General features: G+C 68.4%; 21 protein-coding genes and 1 pseudogene. 14 read left to right on the top strand and 8 right to left on the bottom strand.

Features of this window, described 5'->3' with window-relative positions; genetic code table 11:
* The 3 genes from RVY76_RS15415 to RVY76_RS15405 all read right to left on the bottom strand — a co-directional run bounded on the left by RVY76_RS15415 (position 1) and on the right by RVY76_RS15405 (position 5,883).
* Complete coding sequence (locus tag RVY76_RS15415) at positions 1-903, bottom strand: ABC transporter substrate-binding protein (RefSeq protein ID WP_317377149.1); 903 nt, start codon at positions 901-903, stop codon at positions 1-3.
* A gap of 122 nt (positions 904-1,025) precedes the next feature.
* Positions 1,026-3,617, bottom strand: a complete 2,592-nt coding sequence (gene mprF, locus RVY76_RS15410) for a bifunctional lysylphosphatidylglycerol flippase/synthetase MprF (RefSeq protein WP_317377147.1) — start codon at positions 3,615-3,617, stop codon at positions 1,026-1,028.
* Between the two features lie 139 nt (positions 3,618-3,756).
* Positions 3,757-5,883 carry a TonB-dependent siderophore receptor gene (locus tag RVY76_RS15405; protein WP_317377145.1) on the bottom strand — a complete coding sequence of 709 codons (2,127 nt, stop codon included), beginning with the start codon at positions 5,881-5,883 and terminating at the stop codon, positions 3,757-3,759.
* Positions 5,884-5,970: 87 nt separating this feature from the next.
* On the opposite strand from RVY76_RS15405, the gene RVY76_RS15400 reads away from it, so the two are divergent.
* The 4 genes from RVY76_RS15400 to RVY76_RS15385 are packed head-to-tail and all read left to right on the top strand — an operon-like array spanning position 5,971 to position 9,636.
* Complete coding sequence (locus RVY76_RS15400; protein WP_317377144.1) at positions 5,971-6,969, top strand: ABC transporter substrate-binding protein; 999 nt, start codon at positions 5,971-5,973, stop codon at positions 6,967-6,969.
* Positions 6,966-7,916: an iron ABC transporter permease gene (locus RVY76_RS15395; protein WP_317377142.1), complete on the top strand. Its 951-nt coding sequence runs from the start codon at positions 6,966-6,968 to the stop codon at positions 7,914-7,916. The genes RVY76_RS15400 and RVY76_RS15395 overlap by 4 nt, the downstream gene beginning before the upstream one ends.
* Positions 7,913-8,869 carry an iron ABC transporter permease gene (locus RVY76_RS15390; protein WP_317377140.1) on the top strand — a complete coding sequence of 319 codons (957 nt, stop codon included), beginning with the start codon at positions 7,913-7,915 and terminating at the stop codon, positions 8,867-8,869. The genes RVY76_RS15395 and RVY76_RS15390 overlap by 4 nt, the downstream gene beginning before the upstream one ends.
* Positions 8,866-9,636: an ABC transporter ATP-binding protein gene (locus tag RVY76_RS15385; protein WP_317377138.1), complete on the top strand. Its 771-nt coding sequence runs from the start codon at positions 8,866-8,868 to the stop codon at positions 9,634-9,636. The genes RVY76_RS15390 and RVY76_RS15385 overlap by 4 nt, the downstream gene beginning before the upstream one ends.
* On the opposite strand, the gene RVY76_RS15380 is transcribed toward RVY76_RS15385, so the two are convergent.
* A complete protein-coding gene (locus RVY76_RS15380) occupies positions 9,637-11,430 on the bottom strand; it encodes an alpha-amylase family glycosyl hydrolase (RefSeq protein ID WP_317377136.1) in 1,794 nt (597 codons plus the stop codon). It lies immediately after the preceding gene.
* A gap of 178 nt (positions 11,431-11,608) precedes the next feature.
* Between RVY76_RS15380 and RVY76_RS15375 the strand changes: the two genes are divergently transcribed.
* Positions 11,609-13,051, top strand: coding sequence for a fused MFS/spermidine synthase (locus tag RVY76_RS15375; RefSeq protein ID WP_317377134.1), 1,443 nt, complete (start codon positions 11,609-11,611; stop codon positions 13,049-13,051).
* A 13-nt stretch (positions 13,052-13,064) separates the two neighbouring features.
* Here the strand turns inward: RVY76_RS15375 and RVY76_RS15370 are convergent, their stop codons facing one another.
* From RVY76_RS15370 to RVY76_RS15360, 3 genes are read right to left on the bottom strand one after another with little or no spacing between them, the layout of a single operon-like run.
* Complete coding sequence (locus RVY76_RS15370) at positions 13,065-14,000, bottom strand: cation diffusion facilitator family transporter (RefSeq protein ID WP_317377132.1); 936 nt, start codon at positions 13,998-14,000, stop codon at positions 13,065-13,067.
* A 26-nt stretch (positions 14,001-14,026) separates the two neighbouring features.
* Positions 14,027-14,566 (bottom strand): 2,4'-dihydroxyacetophenone dioxygenase family protein, encoded by a 540-nt coding sequence (locus tag RVY76_RS15365; RefSeq protein ID WP_317377130.1) that lies wholly within the window; start codon positions 14,564-14,566, stop codon positions 14,027-14,029.
* Between the two features lie 18 nt (positions 14,567-14,584).
* Complete coding sequence (locus tag RVY76_RS15360) at positions 14,585-15,334, bottom strand: SDR family NAD(P)-dependent oxidoreductase (RefSeq protein WP_317377183.1); 750 nt, start codon at positions 15,332-15,334, stop codon at positions 14,585-14,587.
* A 134-nt stretch (positions 15,335-15,468) separates the two neighbouring features.
* On the opposite strand from RVY76_RS15360, the gene RVY76_RS15355 reads away from it, so the two are divergent.
* Positions 15,469-16,587, top strand: coding sequence for an HlyD family secretion protein (locus tag RVY76_RS15355; protein ID WP_317377129.1), 1,119 nt, complete (start codon positions 15,469-15,471; stop codon positions 16,585-16,587).
* Positions 16,587-18,569 (top strand): glycosyltransferase, encoded by a 1,983-nt coding sequence (locus RVY76_RS15350; protein ID WP_317377127.1) that lies wholly within the window; start codon positions 16,587-16,589, stop codon positions 18,567-18,569. Before RVY76_RS15355 ends, RVY76_RS15350 begins: the two co-directional genes overlap by 1 nt.
* Before the next feature lie 40 nt (positions 18,570-18,609).
* Here RVY76_RS15350 and RVY76_RS15345 read toward each other — a convergent pair whose 3' ends face one another.
* Positions 18,610-19,695: a cache domain-containing protein gene (locus tag RVY76_RS15345; RefSeq protein WP_317377125.1), complete on the bottom strand. Its 1,086-nt coding sequence runs from the start codon at positions 19,693-19,695 to the stop codon at positions 18,610-18,612.
* A 101-nt stretch (positions 19,696-19,796) separates the two neighbouring features.
* On the opposite strand from RVY76_RS15345, the gene RVY76_RS15340 reads away from it, so the two are divergent.
* From RVY76_RS15340 to RVY76_RS15310, 7 genes and pseudogenes are all read left to right on the top strand, one after another.
* Positions 19,797-20,840 (top strand): glycosyl hydrolase family 8, encoded by a 1,044-nt coding sequence (locus tag RVY76_RS15340; protein ID WP_317377123.1) that lies wholly within the window; start codon positions 19,797-19,799, stop codon positions 20,838-20,840.
* An 87-nt stretch (positions 20,841-20,927) separates the two neighbouring features.
* Complete coding sequence (locus RVY76_RS15335; protein ID WP_317377122.1) at positions 20,928-21,110, top strand: hypothetical protein; 183 nt, start codon at positions 20,928-20,930, stop codon at positions 21,108-21,110.
* Entirely contained in the window at positions 21,107-22,564 is a 1,458-nt protein-coding gene (locus RVY76_RS15330) for a sodium:solute symporter family protein (RefSeq protein ID WP_317377121.1), read from the top strand. The genes RVY76_RS15335 and RVY76_RS15330 overlap by 4 nt, the downstream gene beginning before the upstream one ends.
* 77 nt (positions 22,565-22,641) lie before the next feature.
* A pseudogene (locus RVY76_RS15325) lies at positions 22,642-23,460 on the top strand (IS5 family transposase).
* 235 nt (positions 23,461-23,695) lie between these two features.
* Entirely contained in the window at positions 23,696-23,902 is a 207-nt protein-coding gene (locus tag RVY76_RS15320; protein ID WP_317377120.1) for a cold-shock protein, read from the top strand.
* A gap of 495 nt (positions 23,903-24,397) precedes the next feature.
* Positions 24,398-24,778, top strand: coding sequence for a DUF6481 family protein (locus tag RVY76_RS15315; protein WP_317377119.1), 381 nt, complete (start codon positions 24,398-24,400; stop codon positions 24,776-24,778).
* A gap of 95 nt (positions 24,779-24,873) precedes the next feature.
* Positions 24,874-25,092 carry a hypothetical protein gene (locus RVY76_RS15310; protein WP_317377118.1) on the top strand — a complete coding sequence of 73 codons (219 nt, stop codon included), beginning with the start codon at positions 24,874-24,876 and terminating at the stop codon, positions 25,090-25,092.
* The last annotated feature ends 207 nt before the right edge of the window (positions 25,093-25,299 follow it).

The raw sequence follows: 25,299 nt of genomic DNA, 5'->3' as shown, positions 1-25,299 counted from the left end.
TCAGTCGAGCACCCCGGTCTGGGTCAGGTAGTCGCGCGCCACGGCCTCGGCCGGCTCGCCGCCGACCTGGATGCGGCCGTTGAGCTGCTGCAGCGTCTCGAGGTCGAGCCCCTCGAAGATCGGGTTCAGCACGTCGGGGATCGAGGGATATTCCTCGAGCGTCTCGTCGCGGACGATCGGCGCGGGCTCGTAGACGGGCTGCACGCCCTGATCGTCTTCCATCACGACGAGGCCCGTCGCGCCGATGCCCCCGTCGGTGCCGTAGACCATCGCGGCGTTGACGCCGGACGTGCCGCGCGCGGCCGCCTGGATCGTCGCGGCGGTGTCGCCACCCGACAGGATCACGGTCTGGTCGTTCGACAGCTCGAAGCCATAGGTCTCCTGCATGGCGGGCAGCACGGCGGGGGACGAGACGAATTCGGTCGAGGCGGCGAGCGTCACGTCGCCCCCGCCCGCGACCCATTCCCCGAAATCGGTCATCGTCGACAGATCGTTGGCCTCGGCCACGTCGCCCGTGACCGCGATGGCCCACGTATTGTTGGCGGGGGCCGCCTCGAGCCAGGTGATGCCGTTCTCGGCGTCGAGCTCGCGCGCGCGCTCCAGCGCGGCATCCGCGTCGTTCCAGGTATCGGCATCGGCCTCGTTGAAGAAGAACGCGGCGTTGCCGGTATATTCGGGATAGATATCGATCTGCCCCGCGAGGATCGCCTCGCGCACGACCTGCGTTCCGCCGAGTTGCAACCGCCGTTCGACCGGCAGTCCCGCATCCTCGAGCGCGAGCGCGATCATGTTGCCGAGCAGCCCCCCTTCGGTGTCGATCTTGGAGGACACGGTGATGTCCGCGGCGGCGGTGCCCGCGATGCCGGCGGACAGACCCGCGGCCAGGACGAACTTGATCTGCATGGCGTCTTTCCCCTCGGTCGGTGCAGGGCCGCGTCGCGCGACCTTTTCCGTTAACCTAGCGAACCCTGCATCGGGTCCAAGTCTTTTCCCCGCGCCGCGACACTCGCGCGCGGAACCGGCGCTCACTTCATCAAGCCGCGGATCCCGCCCGAGACGAGCACATTGACGTCGTAGAGGATCCGCGCGGCCGAGATGCCGCCCGGCGCGGCCAAGTAATTGCCGGTCCAGACCGGATCGAACTTGGTCTTGAACCCGTGCAGGCCCTCGAACCCGTAGATCCGTTCGCCATGGGTATAGACGAAGCCGCCGAGCCGCGCCCAGAGCGGGGCGAGCGGCCGCGCCTCGAGGCCCGCGAAAGGCACCGATCCGAGGCTGAACCAGCGATACCCCTCCGCCTTGGCCCAGAGCATCAGCTCGCCGAAGAGGGCGTCCATGCTGACGCCCTTCGCCTCGGGGTCGTAGCGCATCAGATCGACCGACACCTCTTCGCCCTCGGCCCCGCGCATGATGTTGGCGAAGGCCGCGATCCGCCCCGTCTCCCGGTCGCGAAAGACCGCGTGATCGAAGTTCGAGAGGTATTCGGGATCGAAGCGCCCCATGGTGAAGCCCTTCTCGCCGCCGGGCTTGTCGCGCCGCCAGGCTTCCGACACGGCGCGCAGCGCCTCCATCTCGGCGGGCACGCGGTCGCGGGGGACGATCTCGAAATCGAAGCCCTCCCGCTTGGCCCGTCCGATGTAATAGCGCAGGTCCTTGCGTGCCTTCCCCTCGAGCCCGAAGCCCGAAAGATCCACGCGCGCAAGCTCTCCGATCTTGAGGATATCGAGCCCCAGATCGATATAGGCGGGCAGCCAGTCGGGCGAGACCGCGTAGAAGGCGCAGAGCCGCCCCATCCGGTCGGCCTGTTCGCGCAACTGCCACAAAAGCGCGCGCCCCGCCTCGCGGTCGCCCACCGGATCGCCCTTCGAGATGAGCGCGCGCCCCGTATCGGCATAGGCGAGAAACGCGCGCCCCTCCGGATCGACGAGGAACGCCTTGTCGCCCAGCAGGTCGATATTGGGCTCGGCCACGGGGCTTTCGGCCACGAGGCGGCGCACGGCGTCGGGGATCGGCTCGGGCACGATGCGGCGCGTATCGCGCCAGACGAGCTGCGCGAAGGCCACGCAGCCGAGCGTCACGGCTGCCACAAGCGAGGCGCGCAGATAGCGCGAGGCATCCCCGCTCAGCGCCACCTCCCACCAGAGCGCGTCGCGGTAGTCCACGTTGGAATAGGCGAACAGCCCGATCCACAGCACGACGCCCAGCAACACGACGAGGCTCACCAGCCAGCGCGCGGTGAGTCTCAGGCTGCCCGCCCCGCGCCGGTAGAAGGCCGGCCGGAAAAGCGCCATGGCACCCGCCAGCGACAGCAGGATCAGCGCCTCCTCCCAGTCGAGCCCCTTGGCGAGCGACAGGACCGCGCCCAGGATCAGCAGGGCCGTGACCGCCGCCCAGGCGCGGTGCAGCCTGCGCCAGAGCCCCCGCGCCAGGACGAGGAGCAGCACCCCCACGACCGATCCGATCAGGTGCGACGCCTCGATCACCCCCAGCGGCAGCAGATCGCCGAGCGTCGAGATCCGCCAGCGCACCGCCGGAAGGCTCCCCGAGACGAGCAGCACGATCCCCCCGAGCGTCGCCATCGCCGCGGCGAGCGGCGGCACGATCGGCAGGGCGAGCCGGTAGCCGCGACCGGCGATGCGCCCCGCGCTTTCGCGGCGCGCGCCGCCCCAGACCGCCGCAAGGCCCAGCACCGCGCAGAGAAACGGCACGAGATAATAGATGACGCGATAGAGAACGAGCGCCGCCAGGACGTCAGCGCGCCCCCCGGCCCCCAGCCCCGCGATCATCGTCGCCTCGAAGACGCCGATGCCGCCCGGCGCATGGCTCGCCGTGCCAAGCGAGATGGCCGCGAGAAAGACCACGAAGACCTGCGCGGGCCCGACGCCCAGATCCGCGGGCAGCAGGACCCAGATCACCGCCGCAGCCGTCACCAGATCGATCGCCGACAGCGCCGCCAGCACCAGCGTCATCCGCCCCGAGGGCAACCGGAACTCCCATTCCCTGAGCCTCAGCGCCCTCGGCCCGCGCCAGAGCCACCCGATCACCGCCCCGATGATCAGCAGCGTCGCGACCCCCAGCAGCGGATCGGTCCCGATGCCCGACGCCCCGAACCAGATCGCGGGCCAGCCCAGAAGCAGGATCGCCACGACCGTCGCGATCGCCAGGAAATAGCTGAGCCACGTCGCACCGAAGACCGACGACAGGCGCGCGACGTCGATCCCGTAGGCCGCATAGACGCGGTAGCGCACGCTCATCCCCGTGACGATCGCGAAGCCCAGCATGTTGGCGACCGCGACCGCCGCGGCCCCCGTCGCACTCGCCACCTTCCACGGCATGTCGAGCCCCAGCGCCCGGACTGCCGCCGCGTCGATCTGCGAGATGGCGAGAAAGCTCAGCCCCGTCGACAGGAAGGCCAGCGCGATGGCCCCGGACGACAGGTCCCCGATCTCGTCACGCAGCGCCGCCCAAGAGATGTCGGTCGCCATCCGGTGCAGCACGAAGAGCGCGAGGATCGTGATTGCGAGCGGCAGGGCCACCCTGAGGACGACGAGCGCGCGCGACAGCGCCGCGCTGCCCGGGCGCGGATCGTCGACCGGCGAAGGGGCGTGATCGGTCATGTCGCGTGGCCGCTCCGCATCCAGGGGTTGAAAGTCGCACCCGGGAAGGTAGCAGGCGGCCCCGCGCAGGGCCAGCGCGCGACACCCCGCCCCGCCCCGGCCGCGACATTCGCGTCACGGGTGCGGCGCGCGGGAGGTCCTACCAGCGGCGGCTCAGCTCGAAGCTCACCTCGCGGCCCGCGCCGTAGGAACAGACATAGGCCGTTTGGCATCCCGTCACGTGCCGCTCGTCCTCGAGGTTGGTGACGGCGAGGCTCGCATGCCACTCATCCGCGAAATCGTAGCCCGCATGCAGATCGACCAGCGTGTTCGACGGCACCTTCAGCGCGTTGTCCTCCGAGGCGAAGCTCTCGCCGCGATAGCGGATGCCGGCGCCCAGCGTCAGACCGTCGAGCGTGCCCTCGAACGCGTACTCGGCCCGCAGGCTCGCCTCGCGCTCGGGGATCAGCGTGGGCGTCGTGCCGACGAGCGTCGCATTCGCGTCCTCCGTGACCTCGGCATCGAGATAGGTGAACGTCCCCGCGACGCTCAGCCCGATATCGGTCCGGTAAGTGCCCTCGACCTCGACACCCTTCGATTCGACCGCGCCAAGCTGCGAAAAGTCCGGAAAGACGCCCGTCACGGTGTTCTCCCGCTCGATCGAGAAGGCGGCGGCCGACAGGGTGAAGTTCCCGCCCTCGGGCAGCCATTTCACCCCGATCTCGACCTGATCGCCGGTCTCGGGCTCGGTTACGCCATTCCCGGGCGAAGTGATGAGCGGGTTGAAGAAGGTCGCATAGCTCGCATAGGGCGTCACGCCGCTCGCCGTCTCGTAGGCCAGCGCGACGCGATACGATGTCTCGCTGTCCTCGCGCGCGAAGCCCGCCGCGCCGTCCTGCTCGGTCTCGACCCGGTCGTGACGCAGGTTCGCCGTCGCGATGAACCCGTCTCCGAAACGCAGCTGGTCCTGCAGATAGAGGCCGACCTGCCGCTGCCGAGTCGTCGAATCCTGATAGGGTGCGCCGAGCGTGGGCGTGCCGGGATCGACCGATCCGACCACACTCGTCGTGCCCGAGCCCGAGGCCTGCATCTCGTCGATACCATAATAGCGCGCGTCGAGGCCCACCAGCAGGTCGTGCTGCACATCACCGGTATAGACGGTGCCGTAATAGCGCAGGTCGGTCTGCGCCGTGCGGACCAGCGTGTCGTGCTCGAACGCGACGAGGCTCAGCGTGCCGGCATCGTCCTGCGGGGTCAGCGCGAAGCCCGAATAGCCGAAGGGATAGTAATAGCTCTCCTCGACGCTCGCGACGCCCAGCCGGCCGACGCCCGTGAAGGTGAAGCCGTTGGCGAATTCATGCTCCACAATCCCCGTGACCGAGGCCTGCCGGCGTCGGTAATCGTCCCAGTCGGGGTCCGAGAAATTCGCCTCGTCGTCGATCCGGCCGAAGTCCTGCACCGCCTCGACCGTGCCGAAATAGGGCAGGAAACTCGACCCGTTATGCTGCTCATCGCCGGCGTGGAGATTGGCCAGGAGCGTCACCTCCGTCCCGGTATCAAGCGTGAAGCCGTAGCTCGGCGCGAAGGTGCCGCGCAGCCCGTCGTTGAACTCGTCATATGCCTCCCCGCCCTTGAGCCGGCCGGTCAGGCGATAGGAATGACCGTTCGTGAGGACATTGCCCCAGTCGAACTTCACCGATCCAGAAACCGCATCGTCGATCCCGAAGGAAAGCTCGCGCACCCGCTCTCCGGGGCGCTTCGAGACGTAATTGACGATGCCCCCCGGGTTCGATCCGCCATAGAGCGCCGAGGACGGCCCCCGCAGCACCTCGACCCGTTCGAGCGTGTAGGGGTCGATGAAGAAGGACCCGAAGGCAAAGGACAGGTTCTGCGCGTTGTCGAGATAGATCCCCGTCTGGTCCGCCTGGAATCCGCGGATCCTGAGCCAGTCGTAATCCGCGTCGTTGCCGAACACGTCGCTCGTCACGCCGGGGACATAGCGCATCGCCTCGCTCACCCGCTCGGCGTTGAAGACCTCGATCTGCTCGGTGCCCAGAACGCTCAGAGATTGCGGCACCTCGTTGACGTTCATCGGGAATTTCGATCCCGTGACGGTCAGCGGATTGGCCAGTTCGCCCACCGGCCCGGTCGCGTCCTCCTGGCTGTTGAGAACGATCGTCCCCAGAAAACCGTCATCGGCCCCCTGCGCCATGGCAAGCGGACTGGCCGAGAGCAGCAGGACGCCCGACAGCAGGATCGGACGGGCGGGAAGCAGGTGGCAAGGCATGTGCGGGTCTCCGGTTGCGGATCCTTCGCGGATGCCGCAAAGGGAGAGGATAGGTTTCCGACAAAAAGAATCGGGTTTCATCTTGCTATGACGGATCTGCCGGAGAGCGCAAACCGAAATGCAAGGCTTTTCCTCCTCCTCGCGCTGGCCACGCTGCTCTGGGTTTCGCGCGCCGTGGCCGATCCGGTCGAGATCGCCCATCGCTGGGGCACCACCCGGATCGACGCCCCGCCCGAGCGTGTGGTGAGCCTTTCCTATACCGGGGTCGACTATCTCCGCGCCCTGGGCGTGACGCCCATAGCCTACCGCGCCTGGTATGGCGGGGATGCCGACGGCCTCTGGCCCTGGACCCCGCCATTCGAGAGCGAACAGCCCCGCGTGCTCAGGGGCGAGATCGACCTCGAGGCCGTCGCGCGGCTCGAACCCGACCTGATCGAGGCGGTATTCTCGGGCCTCACCCGCGCCGAATACGACGCGCTCTCGCGCATCGCGCCGGTCGTGGCCGCGCCCAAGGGGGCGATGGAGTTCGGGGCCACGTGGCCCGACATGCTCGCCATGATCGGGGCCGCCACCTTCCGCCCCGCACGCGCCGCCGGGATCGCGGCCGATCTCGACGCGCGCCTTCGGGCCATCCGCGACGCCCATCCCGGCTGGCAGGGGAAAAGCGCGATGATCGTCTGGCCCGACGGGCCGCTCATCTACGGGCCAGACGATCCGCGCATGCAGCTTCTCGCGCGTCTGGGCCTCGTCCTGCCCGATGCGGCGCGGGAACTCGTCCGGGGCGGGTTCTACTTCCGGCTCGACACCGAGCTGACCGCGCCGCTCGACGCGGACGTTCTGATCTGGCTCGACGTGGGCGGAGGCGTCGCGGCCGCGCGCGACCTGCCCCTGCGCGGGACGCTCCGCGCCGTGGCCCAGGGGCGCGAGGTCGTGGCCGATCCCGAAACGGCAGCCGCGCTCAGCTACGCGACGCCCCTTAGCATTCCCTTCGCGCTCGACCGCCTCGTGCCGCTGATCGAGCGGGCGATCGACGGCGACCCCGCGACCCCCGTGCCGGGCGTGGCCCAGGCGGGGCTCGCCCGTTGAGGGATGCGGGCCTCCTCCTTGCGCTCGCGGTGCTGGCGCTGGCCTCGCTGACGCTGGGCGCGCGCGGGCCGATCTCGCCCGTGGGCCCATGGGGTGACGCGGCGCGGATCGTGATCCTCGACATGCGCCTGCCGCGCACGATCGCCGCGATCCTCGCGGGCGGCGCGCTCGGCATGGCGGGGGCCGCGATCCAGACCCTGACCCGCAACCCGCTGGCCGATCCGGGCCTTCTGGGCATCAATGCGGGCGCGGCATTCGCCATCGTCCTGACGATCTGGCTTGGCGGACCGGCCTCTGGCGCGGGCCTGGTGATCCCCGCGCTCGGGGGCGCGCTTCTCGCGGCCACGGCGGTGGTGGCGCTCGGCAGCGCCGCGCCCGGAACGCTCACGCTGATCCTCGCAGGCGCTGCGGTGACGGCGGTCCTTTCGGCGCTCGCCCGTGCGATCATTCTCGTCGACAGCTACGCGCTCGATGCGTTCCGCCACTGGATCGTCGGGGCGGTCGACGGCACCGGCTGGCCCGATCTCGGCCCCGCCACTCCCCTGATCGCCCTCGGTGCGGCCCTTCTCGCGCCGCTGACCCGCCCGCTCGACGCGCTGGGGCTGGGCGAGGACGCGGCCCGCGCGCTCGGCATCGGCGTCGGCCCCACCCGCGCGGCGATCCTGCTCGCCGTCGCATTGCTCAGCGCGGGCGCGGTCCTGCTGGCCGGGCCCATGGGGTTCGCGGGCCTCATCGCGCCGCATCTCGCGCGGATGGGCGGGGCCGACCGCTCCGCCGCGCTGATCCGTCGGGCGGGCCTCATCGGGGCCGCGCTGGTCGTGGCGGCCGACCTCGCCGGACGGCTGATCCTGCCCGGCACGGTGATCGAGGCAGGACTCGGCGTCGCGCTCATCGGCGGTCCGTTCCTCGTCTGGCTCGTCCGGCGCGACGCGCGCGCCCTGGCATGAGCCGTGCGACCACCGCCCATCTGGCCGCCCTCGCGGCGCTTGCGGCCCTTACGGCATTCGCCGTCGCGCGCGGCGGCGACGTCTCGACCCTCGCCGCGGCACTGGCGGGCCGCCAGCCCGACCTCACCATCGTGCTGCATTTCCGCCTGCCCCGCATTCTCGCGGCCCTTCTGACCGGGGCGGTTCTTGGGATGGCGGGCACGATGATGCAGGTGATGCTGCGCAATCCGCTGGCCTCGCCCGACATCATCGGGTTCGGAGCGGGGGCCGCGGCGGGCGCGGCCATCGCGATGCTCACGGGACTTTCCGCCGCACCCGGCGCGATGGCGGGCGGCCTTCTCACCGCCGCGCTCGTCATGGCGCTCGCCTGGCGCGACGGGATCTCGCCGCTCGCGCTCGTGCTGATCGGCGTGGGCCTCGCCTTGATGCTGGCGACCCTGACGGACGTACTGCTGAGCCTCGGCCCCGCCATACAGGCGGCCGAGATCGTGCGCTTTCTCACCGGCTCCTTCGCGGCCTCGACCTGGGGCGGCGTCGGGCTTCTGGCGATCGCCGCCAGCATCGGCGGTGCGGCCTTCGCCTGGCTCGCCTTCCGTGTGGACCGGCTCGAGATGGGCGACGACCTCGCGACCGCGCTCGGCCTCTCGCCGGACGCCACGCGGATCGCGGTGACGGGCATCGCGGCGATCCTCGTTTCGATCTCGGTCGCGGTGGTGGGGCCGCTCGCCTTCGTGGCCTTCCTCGCGGGGCCGCTCGCCCGGCTCATCTCGGGACAACCCGGCACGTGCCTTGCGCTTTCGGCCATCACGGGCGCGCTGATCGCGCTCGGGGCCGATGCGCTCTCGCGCGTGGCCCTCATGGGCGTCACCTTGCCCGCGGGGGTCTTCACCGCGATCGTCGGAGGTCCGGTGATGCTTCTTCTTCTCATCAACGGCGCGAGGAGACGCGAATGACCCGGCTCACGGCCATGGATCTCCACGTGACGCTTTCGGGGCGGCGCATCCTCGAGGGCGTCGATCTCGACGTGGAACCCGGCACGATCACCGCGATCATCGGGCCGAATGGCTGCGGCAAGTCCACGCTCCTGCGCAGCCTCGCGCGAATCGTCCGCCCTGTCCGCGGCGCGGTCACGCTTGACGGCACGCCGCTCTGGCAGCGCCCCGCGCGCGATGTCGCGCGGCGGATCGCCTTCCTGCCGCAATCGCCCCAGACGCCCGAGGGGATCCGCGTCCGCGCCCTCGTCGAACGTGGCCGCACGCCCTGGATGGGCCCCTTCCGCGCGCCCTCGCCCGAGGATGCCGGTGCCGTCGACGCCGCCATCGCCGCCACGGGTCTAGACGATCTCGCCACCCGCCGCGTCGACAGGCTCTCGGGCGGTCAGCGGCAGCGCGCCTGGATCGCACTGGCCTTGGCCCAGGGAACGCCGATCCTCCTGCTGGACGAGCCCACGACGTTCCTCGATCTGCCCCACCAGGTTGAAATCCTGCGCCTGGCCCGACGCCTCAACGCCCAGACGGGCCGCACCATCGTCATGGTTCTGCACGACATCAACCTCGCCGCGCAATTCGCCGACAGGCTGGTCGCGCTCAAGGGCGGCCGCGTCCTCTTCGACGGGCCGCCCGCCGAGATCGTGACCGAAGCGCGGATCGGCGCGCTCTTCGACATGGATCTTCGCGTCGTGGCGGATGAGGGGACGATCCCCCTCGTGGCCCCCCGCTGATCAGCGCGTGTAGATTAGCGCCGTGTAGCCCCCGATCGACAGGCCGGCATGGTAGGGTCGTCCGTCATGCTCGCCTTCCTGCACCTCGAGGTCGGCGGCGGCGTGGTTGCCGAAATCGGGGCTGTAACCCTCCCAGTCGGTATTGAGCCTCAACCGCCATTGGCCGCCCTCGGGCAGTCCGACGGTCAGCCCCTCGCGGGCCTGGGCCGCGAAGTTCATCACGACCAAGACTTCGCCCTCGGCCCCTTCGGCGCGGCGCAGATAGGCGATTGTCTTGCCCTCGTGATCGAGATGCACGATCTCGACCCCATGTCCGGCAAGGCCGCCCGCATCCCCCGCGCGGTCGAGCCTCAGCGCGATCAGATCACGCCAGAGCCGCGCGATGCCACGGAATTCCTCGCTGAGATCCCAATCGAGCGGCACGCTGTCGTCGAACCAGCCGCCTTGCAGAAATTCCTGCCCCTGGAACATCATCGGAATGCCCGGAGCGGTCATCACGAGCGCCGCGCCGAGCGTGGAAAGCTTCTGCGCGGCCCAACCCGCGTGGCCCTCGCCGTCGATCTCGTGGGGCACGCGCGCGCGCCCGTTCGCCACCTCGTCGTGGCTCTCGGTATAGATCACTCGGCTGAACGCATCGCCGTTGTAGCTGTGCGTCAACGCGCCTTCGATCGCCGACATGTCGCGGTCGTGATCCTCCTCGGCCGTCAGCACCGCACGCACCGGATGGACGAAGGCCGCATCCCATTGCGCGCCGAAGCCCGCGCCGCCATCGCCCGTTGGGGCCGTGATCGCGTCCTTCTCGCGCAGATCCTCGGCAATGGTGATGCGGCCGGGATGGGCGGTCGCGATCTCGTCGTTGAGCCACTGCATCAGGCTCCAGCCCTCGGGCAGCGCGTCGTCCTCGCTGCCCTCGTCCCCGGTGATCGTCCGGATATAGAGCGTCATGTCGAAGCGCAGACCGTCGATGTGGAACTCCTCGAGCCAGTAGAGCGCGTTGTCGCGGATCAGGCCACGCACCTCGTCGCGCCCGTAATCGGGCCGCGTGTCGCCCCAGGGCGTGTCGCTTCGGTGGTCCTGGTAGAAATAGATCCCGCCCTTGTCGTTCTCCGACCAGCCGTCGAACTGCCAGAGATCGAGATCCGAGGGACCGAAATGGTTGTAGACCACGTCGAGGATCACTGCGAAGCCCTGAGAATGCGCCTCGCGCACGAAGGATTTGAGCGCGTCGGGGCCGCCATAGGCCGTCTCGACCGCGAAGATATGCGCGGGGTTGTAGCCCCAGCTCAGATCGCCCGCAAATTCCTGAACCGGCATGATCTGGATCGCGTTGATGCCGAGCCGCTTGAGCTGGTCGAACTTGGCGATCGCGTCGCCGAAGCTGCCGATCGCGTCGTCCTCCTCGCGGTTGAACGTGCCGATATGCAGCTCGTAGATCACCAGCCGGTTCCAGTCGGGCATGGGCGACGCATCCTCGCCCCAGTCGAAGGCGGGATCGTGCACGATGGCGTTGCCAACCGAATTGGTCACGGCGCGCGCGTAAGGGTCGATCCGGCTTACGGCCTCCTCGCCCCTCACGATGCGATAGCGGTATTCGGATCCGGCACCCGCCCCTTGGACATCCGCGCGCCAGTATCCGTCATCCTCGCCTTCCATCGGGGTCGCGTCCTCGGACCACTCGTTGAAATCGCCCGTCACGAAGACGGCATCGGCATTGGGGGCCCAGACCCGGAACGTCGTGCCGTCTGCGCCCAGCGTCGCGCCCAGCCCGGCGGAAAACTGTCTGTTGTCTTTCATGTCCTGTATCCCGATCTGGCCCTGCCCCTCGGGCCGGCCCGCGCGCCATCATTGCGGCACACCGTCGAACGGCGGGGCGCGGCTTTCGTTCCCGCGGCCGCGATGGCGCGTTGACTGTCGCGCATTTGCAGGTAGACGCCCCGGGGACCGGCCACGGCAACCGGAGGATGTCCTTCCCATGCGGTTCTCGACCACGATCGGACTGATCTTCGTCCTCTCCGCCGTGGGCCTCACCTACGAGATCGCGGCAGGCCGTGTCCTCGCCCCGTTCTACGGCACGTCGTTGCTGACATGGACGGCGGTCATCGCCACGGTCCTGGCCGGGTTCTCGGTCGGCAACGCGGTGGGCGGGTTCCTCGCCGAGCGCCCCTCCGCGATCGCCGCGCGCGACACGGTCCGTATCCTGATCGGCACCGCCGTGCTGATGGCCGTCTCGCCCATCGTGCTGTCGGTCGTCTACGGGATCGGGGCGCGCGGCACGCTCGGCATGTTCATGGGCGTGATCCTTGCCTTCTTTCCGGCCTCGGTCCTCGTCAGCGCGCCCTCACCCTATCTCGCCAAGCTTGCGGTCGAGGCGCGGCCGGGCCGCGAGGGGTCGTCGCTCGGCCTCGTTCTCGCCGCCGGATCGTCTGGTGCCATCCTCGGCGCGATCCTCGCGGGCTTCGTGGCGCTGCCCTTCGCGGGATCGGCCGCGACCTTCGCGGGCTGCGGCGCGGTGGCGCTGCTCTGCGTGCCGTTCCTGCCGGGCGGGCTGCGGGGATCGCTCGCGGCGCTCCTGCCCGCGGCACTTCTCGTCGCGGCGAGCTTCACGACCGGGGCCGTCTGCCGCTACGAGTCCGGCATCTCCTGCATCGACACGGCGCGCTCCGGCGCGACGATCAGCCTCTATTCCGACCGGACGCGCCAGGCGGCCGAGCGGATCGATCCCGCGGGCGACACCGCGCTCGAGCTCGATTACACGCGGTGGCTCTGGGACCGGCTCGACCGCGATCTCGGACCCGACCCGCGCGTCCTCTTCATCGGCGGCGGCGGCTATTCGCTGCCCGACACGCTGCTGCGCGACCGCCCCGGCGCGCGTGCCACGGCGGTCGAGATCGACCCCCTCGTCACGCAGGTCGTGCGCGAGACGATGCCCCGCGCCGCGGACACCCTCGCCCGCGAGGGGTTCGACGCCTGGCCCGAGACCTCGGGCACGTTGACCGGCGAGGGCCGGCTCGCCATCGTGCACGAGGATGGCCGCGTCTTTCTGAACGAGACCGCACGCCGCTTCGACGCGGCCGTGATGGATGCCTTCTCCTCGGGCTCCGTCCCCGCCCATCTCGCCACGCGCGAAACCTACGAACGGCTCGCCCTGATCGTCGACGGCCCGGTCTACGTCAACCTGATCGGTCCGCCCGACGGCCCGCTTGCCCGCGGCCTCCACGCGATCCTGTCGGAGATCTACCCGCATGTCGCGGCCGTGCGCGGCCCCCTGGGCGCGACCGGCCGTACGAACGTGCTCCTCGCCGCGTCGGACAGGCCCCTGCCGCCGCTCGACACTCTGCCCGAGGGCTACGCGCTGCTCGACATCGCGCCGGGGCGCGTCTTCACCGACGATCGCGGCTGGATCGGCCACCGCTGAGAGGCTCCGCGCCTCAATGCCCGAACAGCGCCGCATCCTCGTGCGCGCGGTCGAGCCGCTCGAACTCCAGGCTCGAATGGGCGATGCCGAACCGCTCGTGCAGGCTGTCCTTGAGCGCGCGCTTCACCCCCTCGATCCGGCCCCAGCCGCCCGCATCCAGCACGACATGGCAATCGAGCGCGGTCTCGGTCTCCTGCATCTGCCACAGATGAACGTGGTGCACGTCCTCCACGCCCTCGACCGCCCGCAGGACCGCGACCACCTCCTCGCCGTCGATGCCCGGAGGGCAGCCGAGCATGAGCGTGCGGATGGGGCTGCCGATCTCCGTCAGCGCGAGATAGAGGATATAGACCGCGATGAGGATCGTGATCGCCGGGTCCACCCACCGGATGTCGTAGAGCAGGATCAGCGTGCCCCCCGCGATCACCGCGACCGATGACAGCGCATCGCTGAGATTGTGCAGGAACAGCGCGCGGATGTTCACGCTGCCCTTCTGCATCGAATAGGTCAGCCCCGCCGTCAGCGCATCGACGGCCAGTGCCACGAAGCCCACGATCACCACTGTCCAGCCGGCAACCTCCGGCGGGTCGGCGAACCGCATCGCCCCCTCGAAGATCAGGTACGCCCCGATGATGATCAGCGTGACGTAATTGACGAGGGCCGCGACCACCTCGACCCGTCCGTAGCCGAAGGTCATGCGCTTGTCGGCCGGCCGCCGCGCGATCTTGCGCGCCGCGAACGCGATGACGAGCGCGGCCATGTCCGACAGGTTGTGCAGCGCATCCGCGATGAGCGCGAGGCTCCCCGACGCGATCCCGCCCACGACCTGCGCGACCGTCAGAAGGCCGTTGGCCCAGATCGCGACGGCCACGCGCCGGTCGCCCGATGCCGGGTCGAGATGGGCATGGGCATGACCGTGCCCGTGGTCGTGTACGTGATCGTGCGGCATGGTCTTTCCTTCTTGTCTCCGTGCCTTCAGCGGATGAATCGCTCCACGTAATCGGCCCCGAGACCCACCGCCTCGTAATGCCGGCGGCACATCTCGATCTTGGTGAAGACGTCCTCGTAGCCCATCGTCTTTCCGCGCGGATCGACATAGAGCATGACGCCGTTGACCTGGAAGTAGGTGATCATCTCCTCGACGCCATCCGGCACGACGAGCGTATGCGTCTCGCCCGGCGGCTCGTAGACATAGCCGCCCTCCTCCGCCGTCCAGTCATGTTCGAGATAATGCCACCGCCCCTTGATGACGTATCCGTGGACCGGCTGCGGATGGCGGTGGCGCGACAGCACGCCCGATTTCCTGACCCGCAGCAGGTTCATCCAGTAGCCTTGCGACGCGCTGAGACAGAGCGGCCGGAACGCCACGTTCTCGGCCTGCGGCACCCAGATCCGCTCGTCCTCGGGCACCGCGTTCGGCACCACGATCTCCTCGCGCGCATCCGGCGGGAACGGCAGCTCGTAGGGCATCAGCGCCTCGTCGCGGCCCTCGGGTTCGAAAGTGTCGTCCGGCATGGTCCCCTCCCTTTTCATTCACATCGCGGCATAGCCGCCATCGACCGGATAGATCGCCCCGGTCACGAAGCTCGCGGCGGGGCTCAGCAGCCAGGCAACCAGCTCCCCGACCTCCGACGTGCGGCCCCACCGCCCCATCGGCGTGCGCGCGACGATCGGGTCGTTGCGCGCGGGATCGGCCTGCAGCGCCTGCGTCATCTCGGTGTCGATCCAGCCCGGCGCGACCGCGTTCACGCGGATGCCGTCCTTGGCCCATTTCCCCGCCAGCGCCTTGGTCAGCTGCGCGACACCGCCCTTCGACGCCGAATAGCCCGGCACCAGCGGCCCGCCGAAAAAGCTCAGCATGGAGGCGGTGTTGACGATCGCGCCTCCCGATCGCGCCAGCAGGTCATGCGCGGCGAGGCAGGTCCGCATCGTGCCCGTCAGGTTGACGTCGATCACCGCCTCGAAAGTCTCGATCTCGTATTCCGCCCCGCGCGCGAGGATGCCCGCACAGTTCACCAGCGCGTCGAGCCGCTCGATCCCGTCGAAATAGGCCTCGACGGCGGACATGTCGCGAATGTCGAGGATATCGGCTTGCCCGCCCGGATTGGCCTGCGCGTAGGTCGCGACCTCTCCCGCCTCGACGCCCGTGACGCGCACCTCCCAGCCCTCGCGGCGCAGTACCCCCGCGATGCCGGCCCCGATGCCCCGGCTGCCGCCGATGATGACCGCGCGACGCCCGGCCCCGGCCCTGTCGTGATCCCCGTTCACATCGTCCTCCCAGATCGCCGCCACGTTGGGCCTCCTCCCGCCGAAAGGCAAGCAGGCGCCCCCGGGGCCCGGCGAAATTCAGAAGTGGTTAACATTTCACTGCGAAATTGCCGTCGATTTGAGGAATTGCCACGAAGGAGACCCACGTCGTGCGCCTGTCGAGACTGGTCATAGGATTCACGCTCATCGTCGTCGCGGTGTGGATCATCGCAGCCGAACAGATGGCCGGCGCAAGCGCCGACGCCGTCGTCAATGCGCGGTTGACCACGCTGTCGGCCCCGATCGCGGGGCGCGTCGAACTCGGGTCCGTCGCCCTGGGCAGCGGCGTCGATCCCGGCGCGCAGCTGGCCAGCATCACCGATCCCATGGCCGACACGATCCGCCTCGAGGATCTCGAAATGGAGAGCGCCTTCGCCGCCGCCGAGATCGCCCGGATCGAATCCGTCCTCGCCTCCACGGCCGGTCTGGCCAAGCGGCTCGAGACCCGCAGCACCGCCTTCACCGACGGGCAGATCGCCGATCTCGCTCTCAGGCTCGACCGCGCGCGCGAGCGGCTCGACCTCATAGGCGGCGACGCGGATGTCGAGCCCGGAACCGCCCCCGCCGCATCGCTCGCCGACAGCCGCATCGCCGAGGAATTCGACCTCGCGCGCAACGCGCTCTCCTCGGCCGAGGGCGGCGTCTTCATCGGCAACGGCTACAACGACGCCCCCAACGCCGAGACCCGCCGCGTCGAGCTCCTCTCGACCCGCGCCGAGCTCGAGGCCGCGCTCGAGGCCGCCCGCGCGCGCGCCACGGCGATCGAGGACCGGCTCGACGCCGAACGGATCTCCGTCAACCGGCTCGGCACCGCCGACATCGCCTCGAACGTGCAGGGCCGGATCTGGGAGATCCTCGCCGCCGACGGCGAGCAGGTGCAGCGCGGCGAGCCCGTGCTCAGGCTCCTCGATTGCCGTTCGACCTTCGTGACGCTCTCCGTGACCGAGACCATCTACAACCGCCTGCGCATCGGCGACGCGGCCGAGTTCCGCCTCTCGGGCACCGGCGAGACCTATCCCGGGACCGTCATCCGCCTCGGCGGGTCGGGGGCGGCCACTCTCTACCGCAACCTCGCCGTGGCACCGGGCCAGGCCCATCTCGAACGCTTCGACGTGGCGCTGTCGGTGCCGGGCCTGATGACGGACCCGACGCTCGGCTGTCCGATCGGACGCACCGGGCGGGCCTTCTTCACCTCGCGGCCGCTCGATCCGATCCGGAACCTCTTCTGATGCCCCAGATCGTCTGGCTGAGCGAGGTCCAGTCCTCGGCCCTGCAGATCGTCATCGTCGTGGGGCTGGGGCTCGTCCTTCCGATGGTGGTGAACCGGTTCGACAACCGCCACCGCCTCGCACTCTCGCTCGTGGGGATCGCGCTCGCGCTCAGATACGTGTGGTGGCGCGCGACCGAGACGCTCGCGCCCGCCGGGCTGACCCTCGACTGCCTGATGAGCTGGTCGTTCTTCGCCATCGAGATCGGTGCGCTCGCAAGCTCGATCAGCGCCGCGATCCTCATGTCCCGCATCCGCGAGCGCAGCCCCGAGGCCGACGCCCATGCCGAATGGTGGGCCCCCGGCCCCGCCCCGAAGGTCGCCGTCCTGATCGCCACCTACAACGAGGACCGCGAGGTGCTCGAACGCTCCATCGTGGGGGCGATGGCGCTCGACTGGCCCGACGTCGAGGTGCTCGTCCTCGATGACGGGCGACGCGACTGGCTGGGGGCGTTCTGCACGCTCCACGGGGCGCGCCACGTCACTCGGCCCGACAACAAGGGGGCCAAGGCCGGCAATATCAACCACGCGCTCGACCTTCTGGCCGGGGAAGGCCCGCCCGACTTCTTCGCCGTGCTCGACGCGGATTTCGTGCCGCATCGCAACTTCCTGCGTCGCTCCCTCGCGCTCTTCCACGATCCCGCTACCGGCATCGTCCAGACGCCGCAGCACTTCTTCAACCCCGACCCGATCCAGAACAACCTGCGCCTCGAGGAATCCTATCCCGACGAGCAGCGCTTCTTCTTCGACCACATGCAGCCCTGCCGCGACGCCTGGGGCATCGCCATCTGCTGTGGCACGTCCTCGGTCGCCCGCTGGCAGGCCGTGGCCGAGCTCGGCGGCTTTCCGACCGAAAGCGTGACCGAGGATTTCATGCTGAGCCTCGCCCTGCGCGAACGCGGCTGGGAGACGCATTACCTGCAGGAACCGCTGACCGAGGGCCTCGCCCCCGAGGGCCTCAAGGAATACATCACGCAGCGCGCGCGCTGGTGCCTCGGCCTCATGCAGATCGCGCGCGGCAGGCTCGGCCCCTTCGCCCCGAGCGGGCTGGGCTTTCGCGATCGCTGGAGCGTCTGCGACAGCGTGCTCTACTGGACGACGACCTTCACATTTCGCCTCGCGGCCTTCGTCTATCCGCTCTTCTACTGGTATTTCGGCGTGATCGTCGTCGATGCGAACGTGCCCGACGTGCTCAGCTATTTCGGGGTCTACTTCGCCTGGACGATCGTGTCGTTCAACCTGCTGGCCCCCGGAATGCTGCTGCCGCTCCTCAAGGACGTGAGCCAGAATCTCGGCGCGGTCGAGGTCAGCCGCGCGGCCTTCGGCGGACTTCTGCGCCCCCATGGCCGGCCCTTCAGCGTCACTGCGAAGGGCGGCGATCGCAGCCGCAGGATCGTGCAGTGGCGGCTCATGGCCCCGTTCCTCGTCCTGCTGGTCCTGACGGTCGCAGGGCTCGCCATCGGCATCGTCTTCGACGAATTCGCCCGCACCGATGCCGGAGAGGGCAAGGCCGTCATCCTTTTTTGGACGATCTACAACCTCATCGTGGTCTCGCTCGTCATCCTCGCCTGCATCGAGCTTCCGCGCCGCGAGATCCACGTCGCCGACCGCCCCGAGCCCGCGATCTTCCGCGCGGGCAGCGAGCCGCCCCGCCGCGTCTGGATCTCGAGCCTCACGGGCAGCACGGCGCAGATCCGCGGCCGCCATTACGAAGCGGGGATGCAAGGCGTGATCCGCATCCCGCGCGTGGGCGACATCGACGCGACCGTCATCGCGGGGCGAGGCGAATGGGCCGAGCTGCTGCTCTCGCCCGAGGCGGAGATGCGCGAGGCGCTGCTCAGGCGGTTCTACACCGAAGGTGCCGCTCCCGGCATCGGCCGGATCGATCTCGCCACCGTTCTGGGCGATCTCGCCCGACGCATCGCCCCCCACCGGCACGAGTGACGCGGGCGGACGGGCACCCGCCTACCGGGGGCCCGCGTCTTCAGGCGGCGCGCTGCACGTCGAGCCGGACCAGCGCTTCGGACAATATCCTCAGCTCGGCCGTCGTGCGGATCTCGGCGGGATATTCCTCGACCCCTTCGGAGATCCGGCGCGCATTGCCAGCGAGCCGCCCGACGGGAACGAGGTAGAGCCGCGCGAAGATCATCGCGGCAGCGAGGAAGACGAGCGTCGCGGCCACGAAGATCACGCCCGCTTCGGCCAAGAGGCCAGTCGCGCTCGTCAGCGCGAACTGCGCCTCGGGGATCCGTCCGACCAGACGCCAGCCGAAGGACGGCAGATCGCCGTACCCCACGCTCGGCAGGACGGTCGCGAAATAGCGCGCGCCGTCGGGCCCGGTCTCGAAACCGCTGGTCGCGACGCCCATGGCGGCGGCCCCGATGCTCGGCAGGTCCCGCGTCAGCTGCCCGCCATCGGTCGAGAGCACGATGTCGCCCGACGCGTTGACGATGGCGAGCTCGAGCTCGAGCGCATCGCCCACATCGTCGAGATATTCCTGCGCGCGCGCCGCGTCGATGTGGAACCCCAGCACGCCGCTGACGCGTCCGTCCGCCGCCTCGATCGGCCGCGCGAGGTCGAGGAATTGCGGCGTCGGCCCGCCCTCCGGCCCGAGAATCTCGGCCAGCAGGACCGCTTCGTGCACGTCGCCCGCCACCGGACCCTGCAAACCCTGCCGAAACCAGGGCCGCGACGCCACGTCGGCACCCACCAGCATGTCGCCCGACGCCGCGACGATCTCGCCGTTGGGCCGCGCGTATCCCGCCCATGAAATGCGCTTGCCCGGGCCCGCCGTCGCGTCCAGAACCGCGCCGAGACCCTCGGCCCCGAGATGCGGTACCAGCGCCGCGATGGAGCCCAGATCCTGCCAGTCCCGGTCGAGCATCCCGGCAAAGGCCGTCGCGGCCCCGTCGGTACGCACCGCCACGGCCTTTGCCAGTGCCGCGCGCTGGAAATCGCCCACCCGCTCGCGCACCACCACGAATGTCGTCGCAGCGAAAATCAGGATCCCGAAGATGACGAACCCCGCGAGGGCACGCGGCAGCGTCGTCTGGGGGGAAAAGCGAATCATTTCTTGATCCTTCATGAACCGTAAACCTTGCCGCGACTTTGGTGGGAGAAGGTCAACCAATGGTTACGAGCGGCGGCCACATTCCCGCGAGAGGCGCTGAGATGCAGAGACGGACCATCCTCGGAATCGCCGGTGCCGCCAGTGGCGGAGCGCTCTTTTCCCTTCGCGCGTCCGCCCGCGCGGCGGCCGGCGCATCCGACGACTGGTCCGCCTGGAAAGCCGCCTTCCTCACCCCGGAAGGACGGATCGTCGACGCGCTGCAGGGCGATGCCAGTCATTCCGAAGGTCAGGGGTGGGGACTGCTTCTCGCGCATGCGGAGGGGGATCGCGAGGCGTTCGACCGCATCCTCGACTGGACCGACGCGCATCTCGCGCAACGCCGCGATCCGCTCCTTGCCTGGCGGTGGAAGCCCGGACCCGGCATCGACGATTACAACAACGCCAGCGACGGCGATCTCTTCCACGCCTGGGCGCTCCTGCGGGCCGCGCGCACCCGCGACGATCCGCGCCTCGCCGAACGCGCGGAAAGGGTCGCCCGGGCCATCGACACGATCCTGGTCAGACCCTCGCCCCTCGACGGCGACGCGCTGCTGCTGCGCCCCGCGGCCGAAAGATTCTCGGCGCCCGGCTCCGAGACGATCAACCCGTCCTATTACATGCCGCGCGCGCTGCAGGACCTCGCCGCCGCCTTCGCGCTGCCGCGGCTCGCGCAGGTATCGACCGACGGCGAGGCGCTTCTCGCACGGCTCGCGCGGTCGGGCCCCCTGCCCGACTGGATCGCGATCACCAAAGGGGGCCCGGCCCCGGCCAAGGGCCTCTCGGCGCTCCATTCCTACGACGCGATGCGCGCGGCGCTCTATCTCGTCTGGTCGGCGCGCGCGGCCCATCCGGCCGTCACCGCTTCACGCAAACTCGACACGACCGACGGCGTGCCGGTCAGCGTCGATCCCGCCACGGGCGCGGTGCTCGAGCGGTCCGACGCGCCGGGCTACGCCGCGCTTTCCGCCCTTGTCGCCGCGACGGGACAGGCCCTGCCCGCGCCCGCGCCGCCCCCCTTCACGACGCGGCAATCCTATTACCCAGCGACGCTCCAGCTGCTCGTGCGGCTCGCCGCGCGCGACCTGGGACACCCGCCCCATGCCTGAGCGTCACCCTTCGCGCTTGTAAAATCGCGCCCGATCGCGTTCCTCATGGATGACGACCACTCTCGACACTGGGGGAGCGTGCCGCCCATGACCCGAAGATCCGCCCTCGGCCTCGTCGGCCTCATCGTGCTGGCGGCCTATGCCGTGCCCTACCTGATCCTCGGCGACATCGCCCGGTGGTGGGCGAGCTTCCTCTTCTGGACGCTGTCGGGCGTGGCGATCATCGCGCTCAACTGGGTCGCCACCCGCGATCTCGGTGACGGGGAATGAGCACCTCCCTCGTCCTGTCGGGCCTCGCCGTCTATGTCGCGATCTCCTGCCTCGTCGCGTGGCTGTCGCGCCGTTCGGCGGCGGGACCGCTCTCGTCCATGTCGGATTATTTCCTGGGCGGCCGCACGATGGGCGGTGTCGTTTCGGCGTTGTCCTATTCGGCGACGACCTATTCGGCCTTCATGATGGTGGGCCTCGCGGGCCTCACCTATCGCGGCGGCGTGGGCGCGCTGGGATTCGAGATCGTCTATTTCGCGGGCGTTTCTCTCGTCGCGGTCTTCGGCCCGCGCTTCTGGCGCGTCGGCCGCCGTTTCGGCTTCGTCACGCCGTCCGAGATGCTGGGCCACCGCTATGGCTCTCCGGCGCTTGCCGTCGTCTCGGGCCTCCTCGCGCTGGTCTTCCTCATCCCCTATTCGGCGGTGCAGCTCTCAGGCGTGGGCTACCTCCTCTCGGGGATGAGCGGCGGAGCAATCCCCTTCGGCGCGGGCATCGTCACGGCGACGATCCTCGCAATCGTCTTCTCCTATGTCGCGGGCATACGCTCGGTCATGTGGACCGACAGCCTGCAGGCGCTCTTCATGCTGGTGGCCTCGGTCGCGGTCGCGGCCGTCGTGGTCTCCCAGCTCGGCGGCTTCTTCGGCATGTTCGCCCGCCTCTCCGAGGAACAGCCAGCCCTTCTTCAGGTGCCCGGCCCCGGCCTCTTCTCCTTCACAACCTTCCTCGGGCTGACGCTCCCGTGGTTCTTCTTCGCCATCTCGAACCCGCAGGTCAGCCAGCGCCTCTTCATGCCCGCCTCGCTCGGCGCGCTCCGGCGAATGCTGTTGATCTTCCTGTGCTTCGGCCTTGTTTACACGCTGGTGACGGTGATCTGGGGCTTCTCGGCGGCACTGGCCTTTCCGGGTCTCGACAATCCCGACCTCGCCACCGCGACACTCCTGTCATCGGATTACGTGCCGCCAATCCTGGGCGTGATCGTGATGGTCGGCATCCTCGCCGCCGCCGTCTCGACGATCGACTCGATCCTGCTCACGCTGTCATCGATCTTCGCGCGCGACGTCTGGGGCAATCTCGCGGGCGATCGGGGCGATGCGCGCCAGCTCGCCACCGGCAAGATCGTCATTCCCGTCATCTCGGCCCTGGCGCTCGGCTTCGCGGCGATGGAGCTCTCGATGATCGCGATCCTGTCGGTCGCGGCCTCGACCGGCCTCGTCGTGGCGGTGCCGGCCATCGTCGGCGCGTTCTTCTGGCGGAGCGGCACGGGCGCGGGCGCGATCGCCTCGATCCTCGGCGGTGCGGCCTTCGTCGTCGCGATGTACCTGACGGGCAATTCGCTCTGGGGCCTCAACGCGGGCATCCTGGGACTGCCCGTCTCGACCCTGATCTTCGTCGGTGTCAGCCTCGCGACCTCCAACGCCGGCACCCGTCCCGAAGGCTTCCTGCCGGAGGGGCGCTAGCAGCGGCAGCCTATCTCGGCCCAGGACTCATTGATTGCCTCCCTTCGTGATTCAGGCTCCGCGAGGAGACCGCATGCATGAGCAAACTTTTTTGGCTCGACGAAGCGCGGATGTCTCGCCTTCGCCCGTATTTCCCTAAGAGCCATGGCCGTCCCGGCGTCGATGACAGAAGGGTCCTGAGTGGCATAAACTTCATTAACTGTAATGGGCTGCGTTGGTGCGAAGCCCCCAGTGAGTATAGCCTGCCGAAGACACTCTACAATCGGTGGAAGCGGTGGAGCGATATGGGTGTGTTCGCCAGGACCATGGACGGCCTGGCGGCCGAGGGCGCGGAACGGAAGACGACCATGATCGACGCGACTTACCTCAAGGCACATCGCACGGCTTCAAGCCTGCGGTTGAAAAAGGGGGGCGTGGCAGACTGATCGGACGGAGTTCGAGGATCAGGAGACGATCCAGTGGATTGTTTCCCCGAGGACGGCGGGATGAACACGAAGCTTCACGCCATCACCGACAGCATCGGGTGCCCGATCCAGTTCTTCATTACGGCAGGCCAGATCAGTGATTACACAGGTGGCAAAGCAATGCTGGGTAGTTTACCGGCGGTCGACTGGCTTCTGGGAGATCGCGGATACGATGCGGACTGGTTCCGCGAAGACCTTGTAGACAAGGGATTGATCCCCTGCATCCCGGGACGGAAGTCGCACGACAAACCTGTCCAATACGACAAACGCCGCTACAAGCGCCGAAGCAGGATCGAGATCATGCTCGGGCGAATGAAGGACGGGCGCCGCGTCGCCGCTCGCTACGACCGCTGCCCGAAGGTTTTCTCGTCAACGATCGCCCTCGCAGCAACCGTCTTGTCCTGGCTCTGCAACAATGAGTCTGGAGCATAAGAATTAACGAAACCCATGCGAGAATACTCGTTCAACTATAAACCGGTAAGGAATAAGCATCTTTCGAATGGATTATGGTAGACAGCGGGGTTGCAACCTATTAGCTAGGTTAAGCTACGTTTCCTCTGTCGATACCCTGCTTTTCCTACCCGGACATCAGCGAACTCGATCTTGGCCGACCGCGCCACGCTGTTGCATTCCCGCGAACAGGTAGAAAATTACAGGAGATCTTACGATGGCCAATGGCACCGTGAAATGGTTTAACCCCACCAAAGGCTTCGGCTTCATCGCACCCGATACGGGCGGCAAGGACGTCTTCCTTCACATTTCCGCAGTCGAACGTGCCGGTCTTTCGACCGTGAGCGATGATCAGAAAGTGACCTACGACGTCGAATCCGGCCGCGACGGTCGCGAATCCGCGACCAACCTTCAGCTCGCCTGAACGGCTCGCAGAAACCCGAAGCAGGGCGTCTTCGGACGCCCTCTCTCGTGGCACTTTGCCTGCAATCCCAAGAAGTCCTGCGTGAGCCCGGCCCTCGGGACGGTTCGGATTTCTTGGCCCTGTGTAATCGCGGTTACCAAGGGCCCGAATTGGATCGGTTCCGACAGGACCTCCATAACAGTCGGCTACACTTGGTGTCGGCGCGGTTCAGTGGCTTTCCGGTCCTCGCCAATGCGACATGGACAGACACCGTCGCCGTGCCGAAGCCCAGCTCCATTCGAAGCCTCGCGACACAAGCACATGACAGACCGCCCGCGCCGTCGCGGTGGCACGACATAGAATGCCTTCACGGCACGCCGACGCCTGTCCGATGGAGCAGTCCTGCGCGGAGATGGGCCCGGATCTGCGGAATCGGATCTGCCCCTTTGCCGATCTGTTCAAGCGCGCGCGCACGATCCGGCAAGCCAACCTGATACACTTTCAATGGAACACAGCGTGAAAAACAAGAAAGAGAACGATCTCGCCGACCGCCGCAAGGCCGCTACGGAATCAAAGGCCGCCCTCCTCCAGGCGCATCGGGCCGCGATGGAAGCTGCGGAGCCGACCCGCCTCGCAAGGGAGGAAGAGCGTCTGGCGGTCGCAAAGGCACGGGAGGAACGCCGTGCGGAACGTGAGAGGGTCAAGCTCGAAGAGCAGGAGCGCGTCGCGGCCGAAGCCGCCCGACAGCAAGCCGCAGCCGATGCGGCGGCCGGAGCCGAAGCCAGAGCGCGCCAGAAGGTGCAGGACGACATGATCTCGCGCGTCGTTCGCGATGAGGCAACCCGAAAGGCCGAACGCGACCGGCGCTACGCCAACCGCAAGGCGAGGAAAGCCTAGCACCGCCGTATTTTAGTTGCGTCGACGCGCATGGCGGGAACACCCGGACGCATTCGTTGTCCAGGTCCCGCCCCTTTTCAAGGATGGTGAACAACATGTCGAACAAGAACACGGTCTTTCGACCGACCCCGTCCGAAACCAAGGCGGACAGCGTCACCAGGATCGTCAAGGGAATGATCGCGGCCGATACATCGGCGCGGCAATCGAAGACGGAAAGACTCCGCGCGGCGCGCCTCGATCGCGACGCGTCCGCAAAGACCGAGGCGGAAGCAGCCCCGAAGAAGAAGCCGAAGAAGGCCCCCTCCAAGCCTTGATGCATCCTTCTGCCGACAAATTGTCTGCTGCCCGCGGAAAGATCGTGGATGACGTCCCGGAACGTTACCACGGCACAACCGGGATCTCCGAAAATCGTCTGCTTTCGATCCCGGCTGGCCTCGAAAGCCTCCGATGGCCCCCTTCTGGCATGAGCCAGGCGGGTCCCATGCCTTTGCATGACCAGCTTTTGTTAACTTCCTACCCGT

This window comes from Palleronia sp. LCG004 (assembly GCF_032931615.1).
In the GTDB taxonomy this organism is placed as follows: domain Bacteria; phylum Pseudomonadota; class Alphaproteobacteria; order Rhodobacterales; family Rhodobacteraceae; genus Palleronia.
The sequence above is the reverse complement of the archived record's forward strand: the minus strand, read 5'-3'. Positions and strand labels throughout refer to the sequence as shown.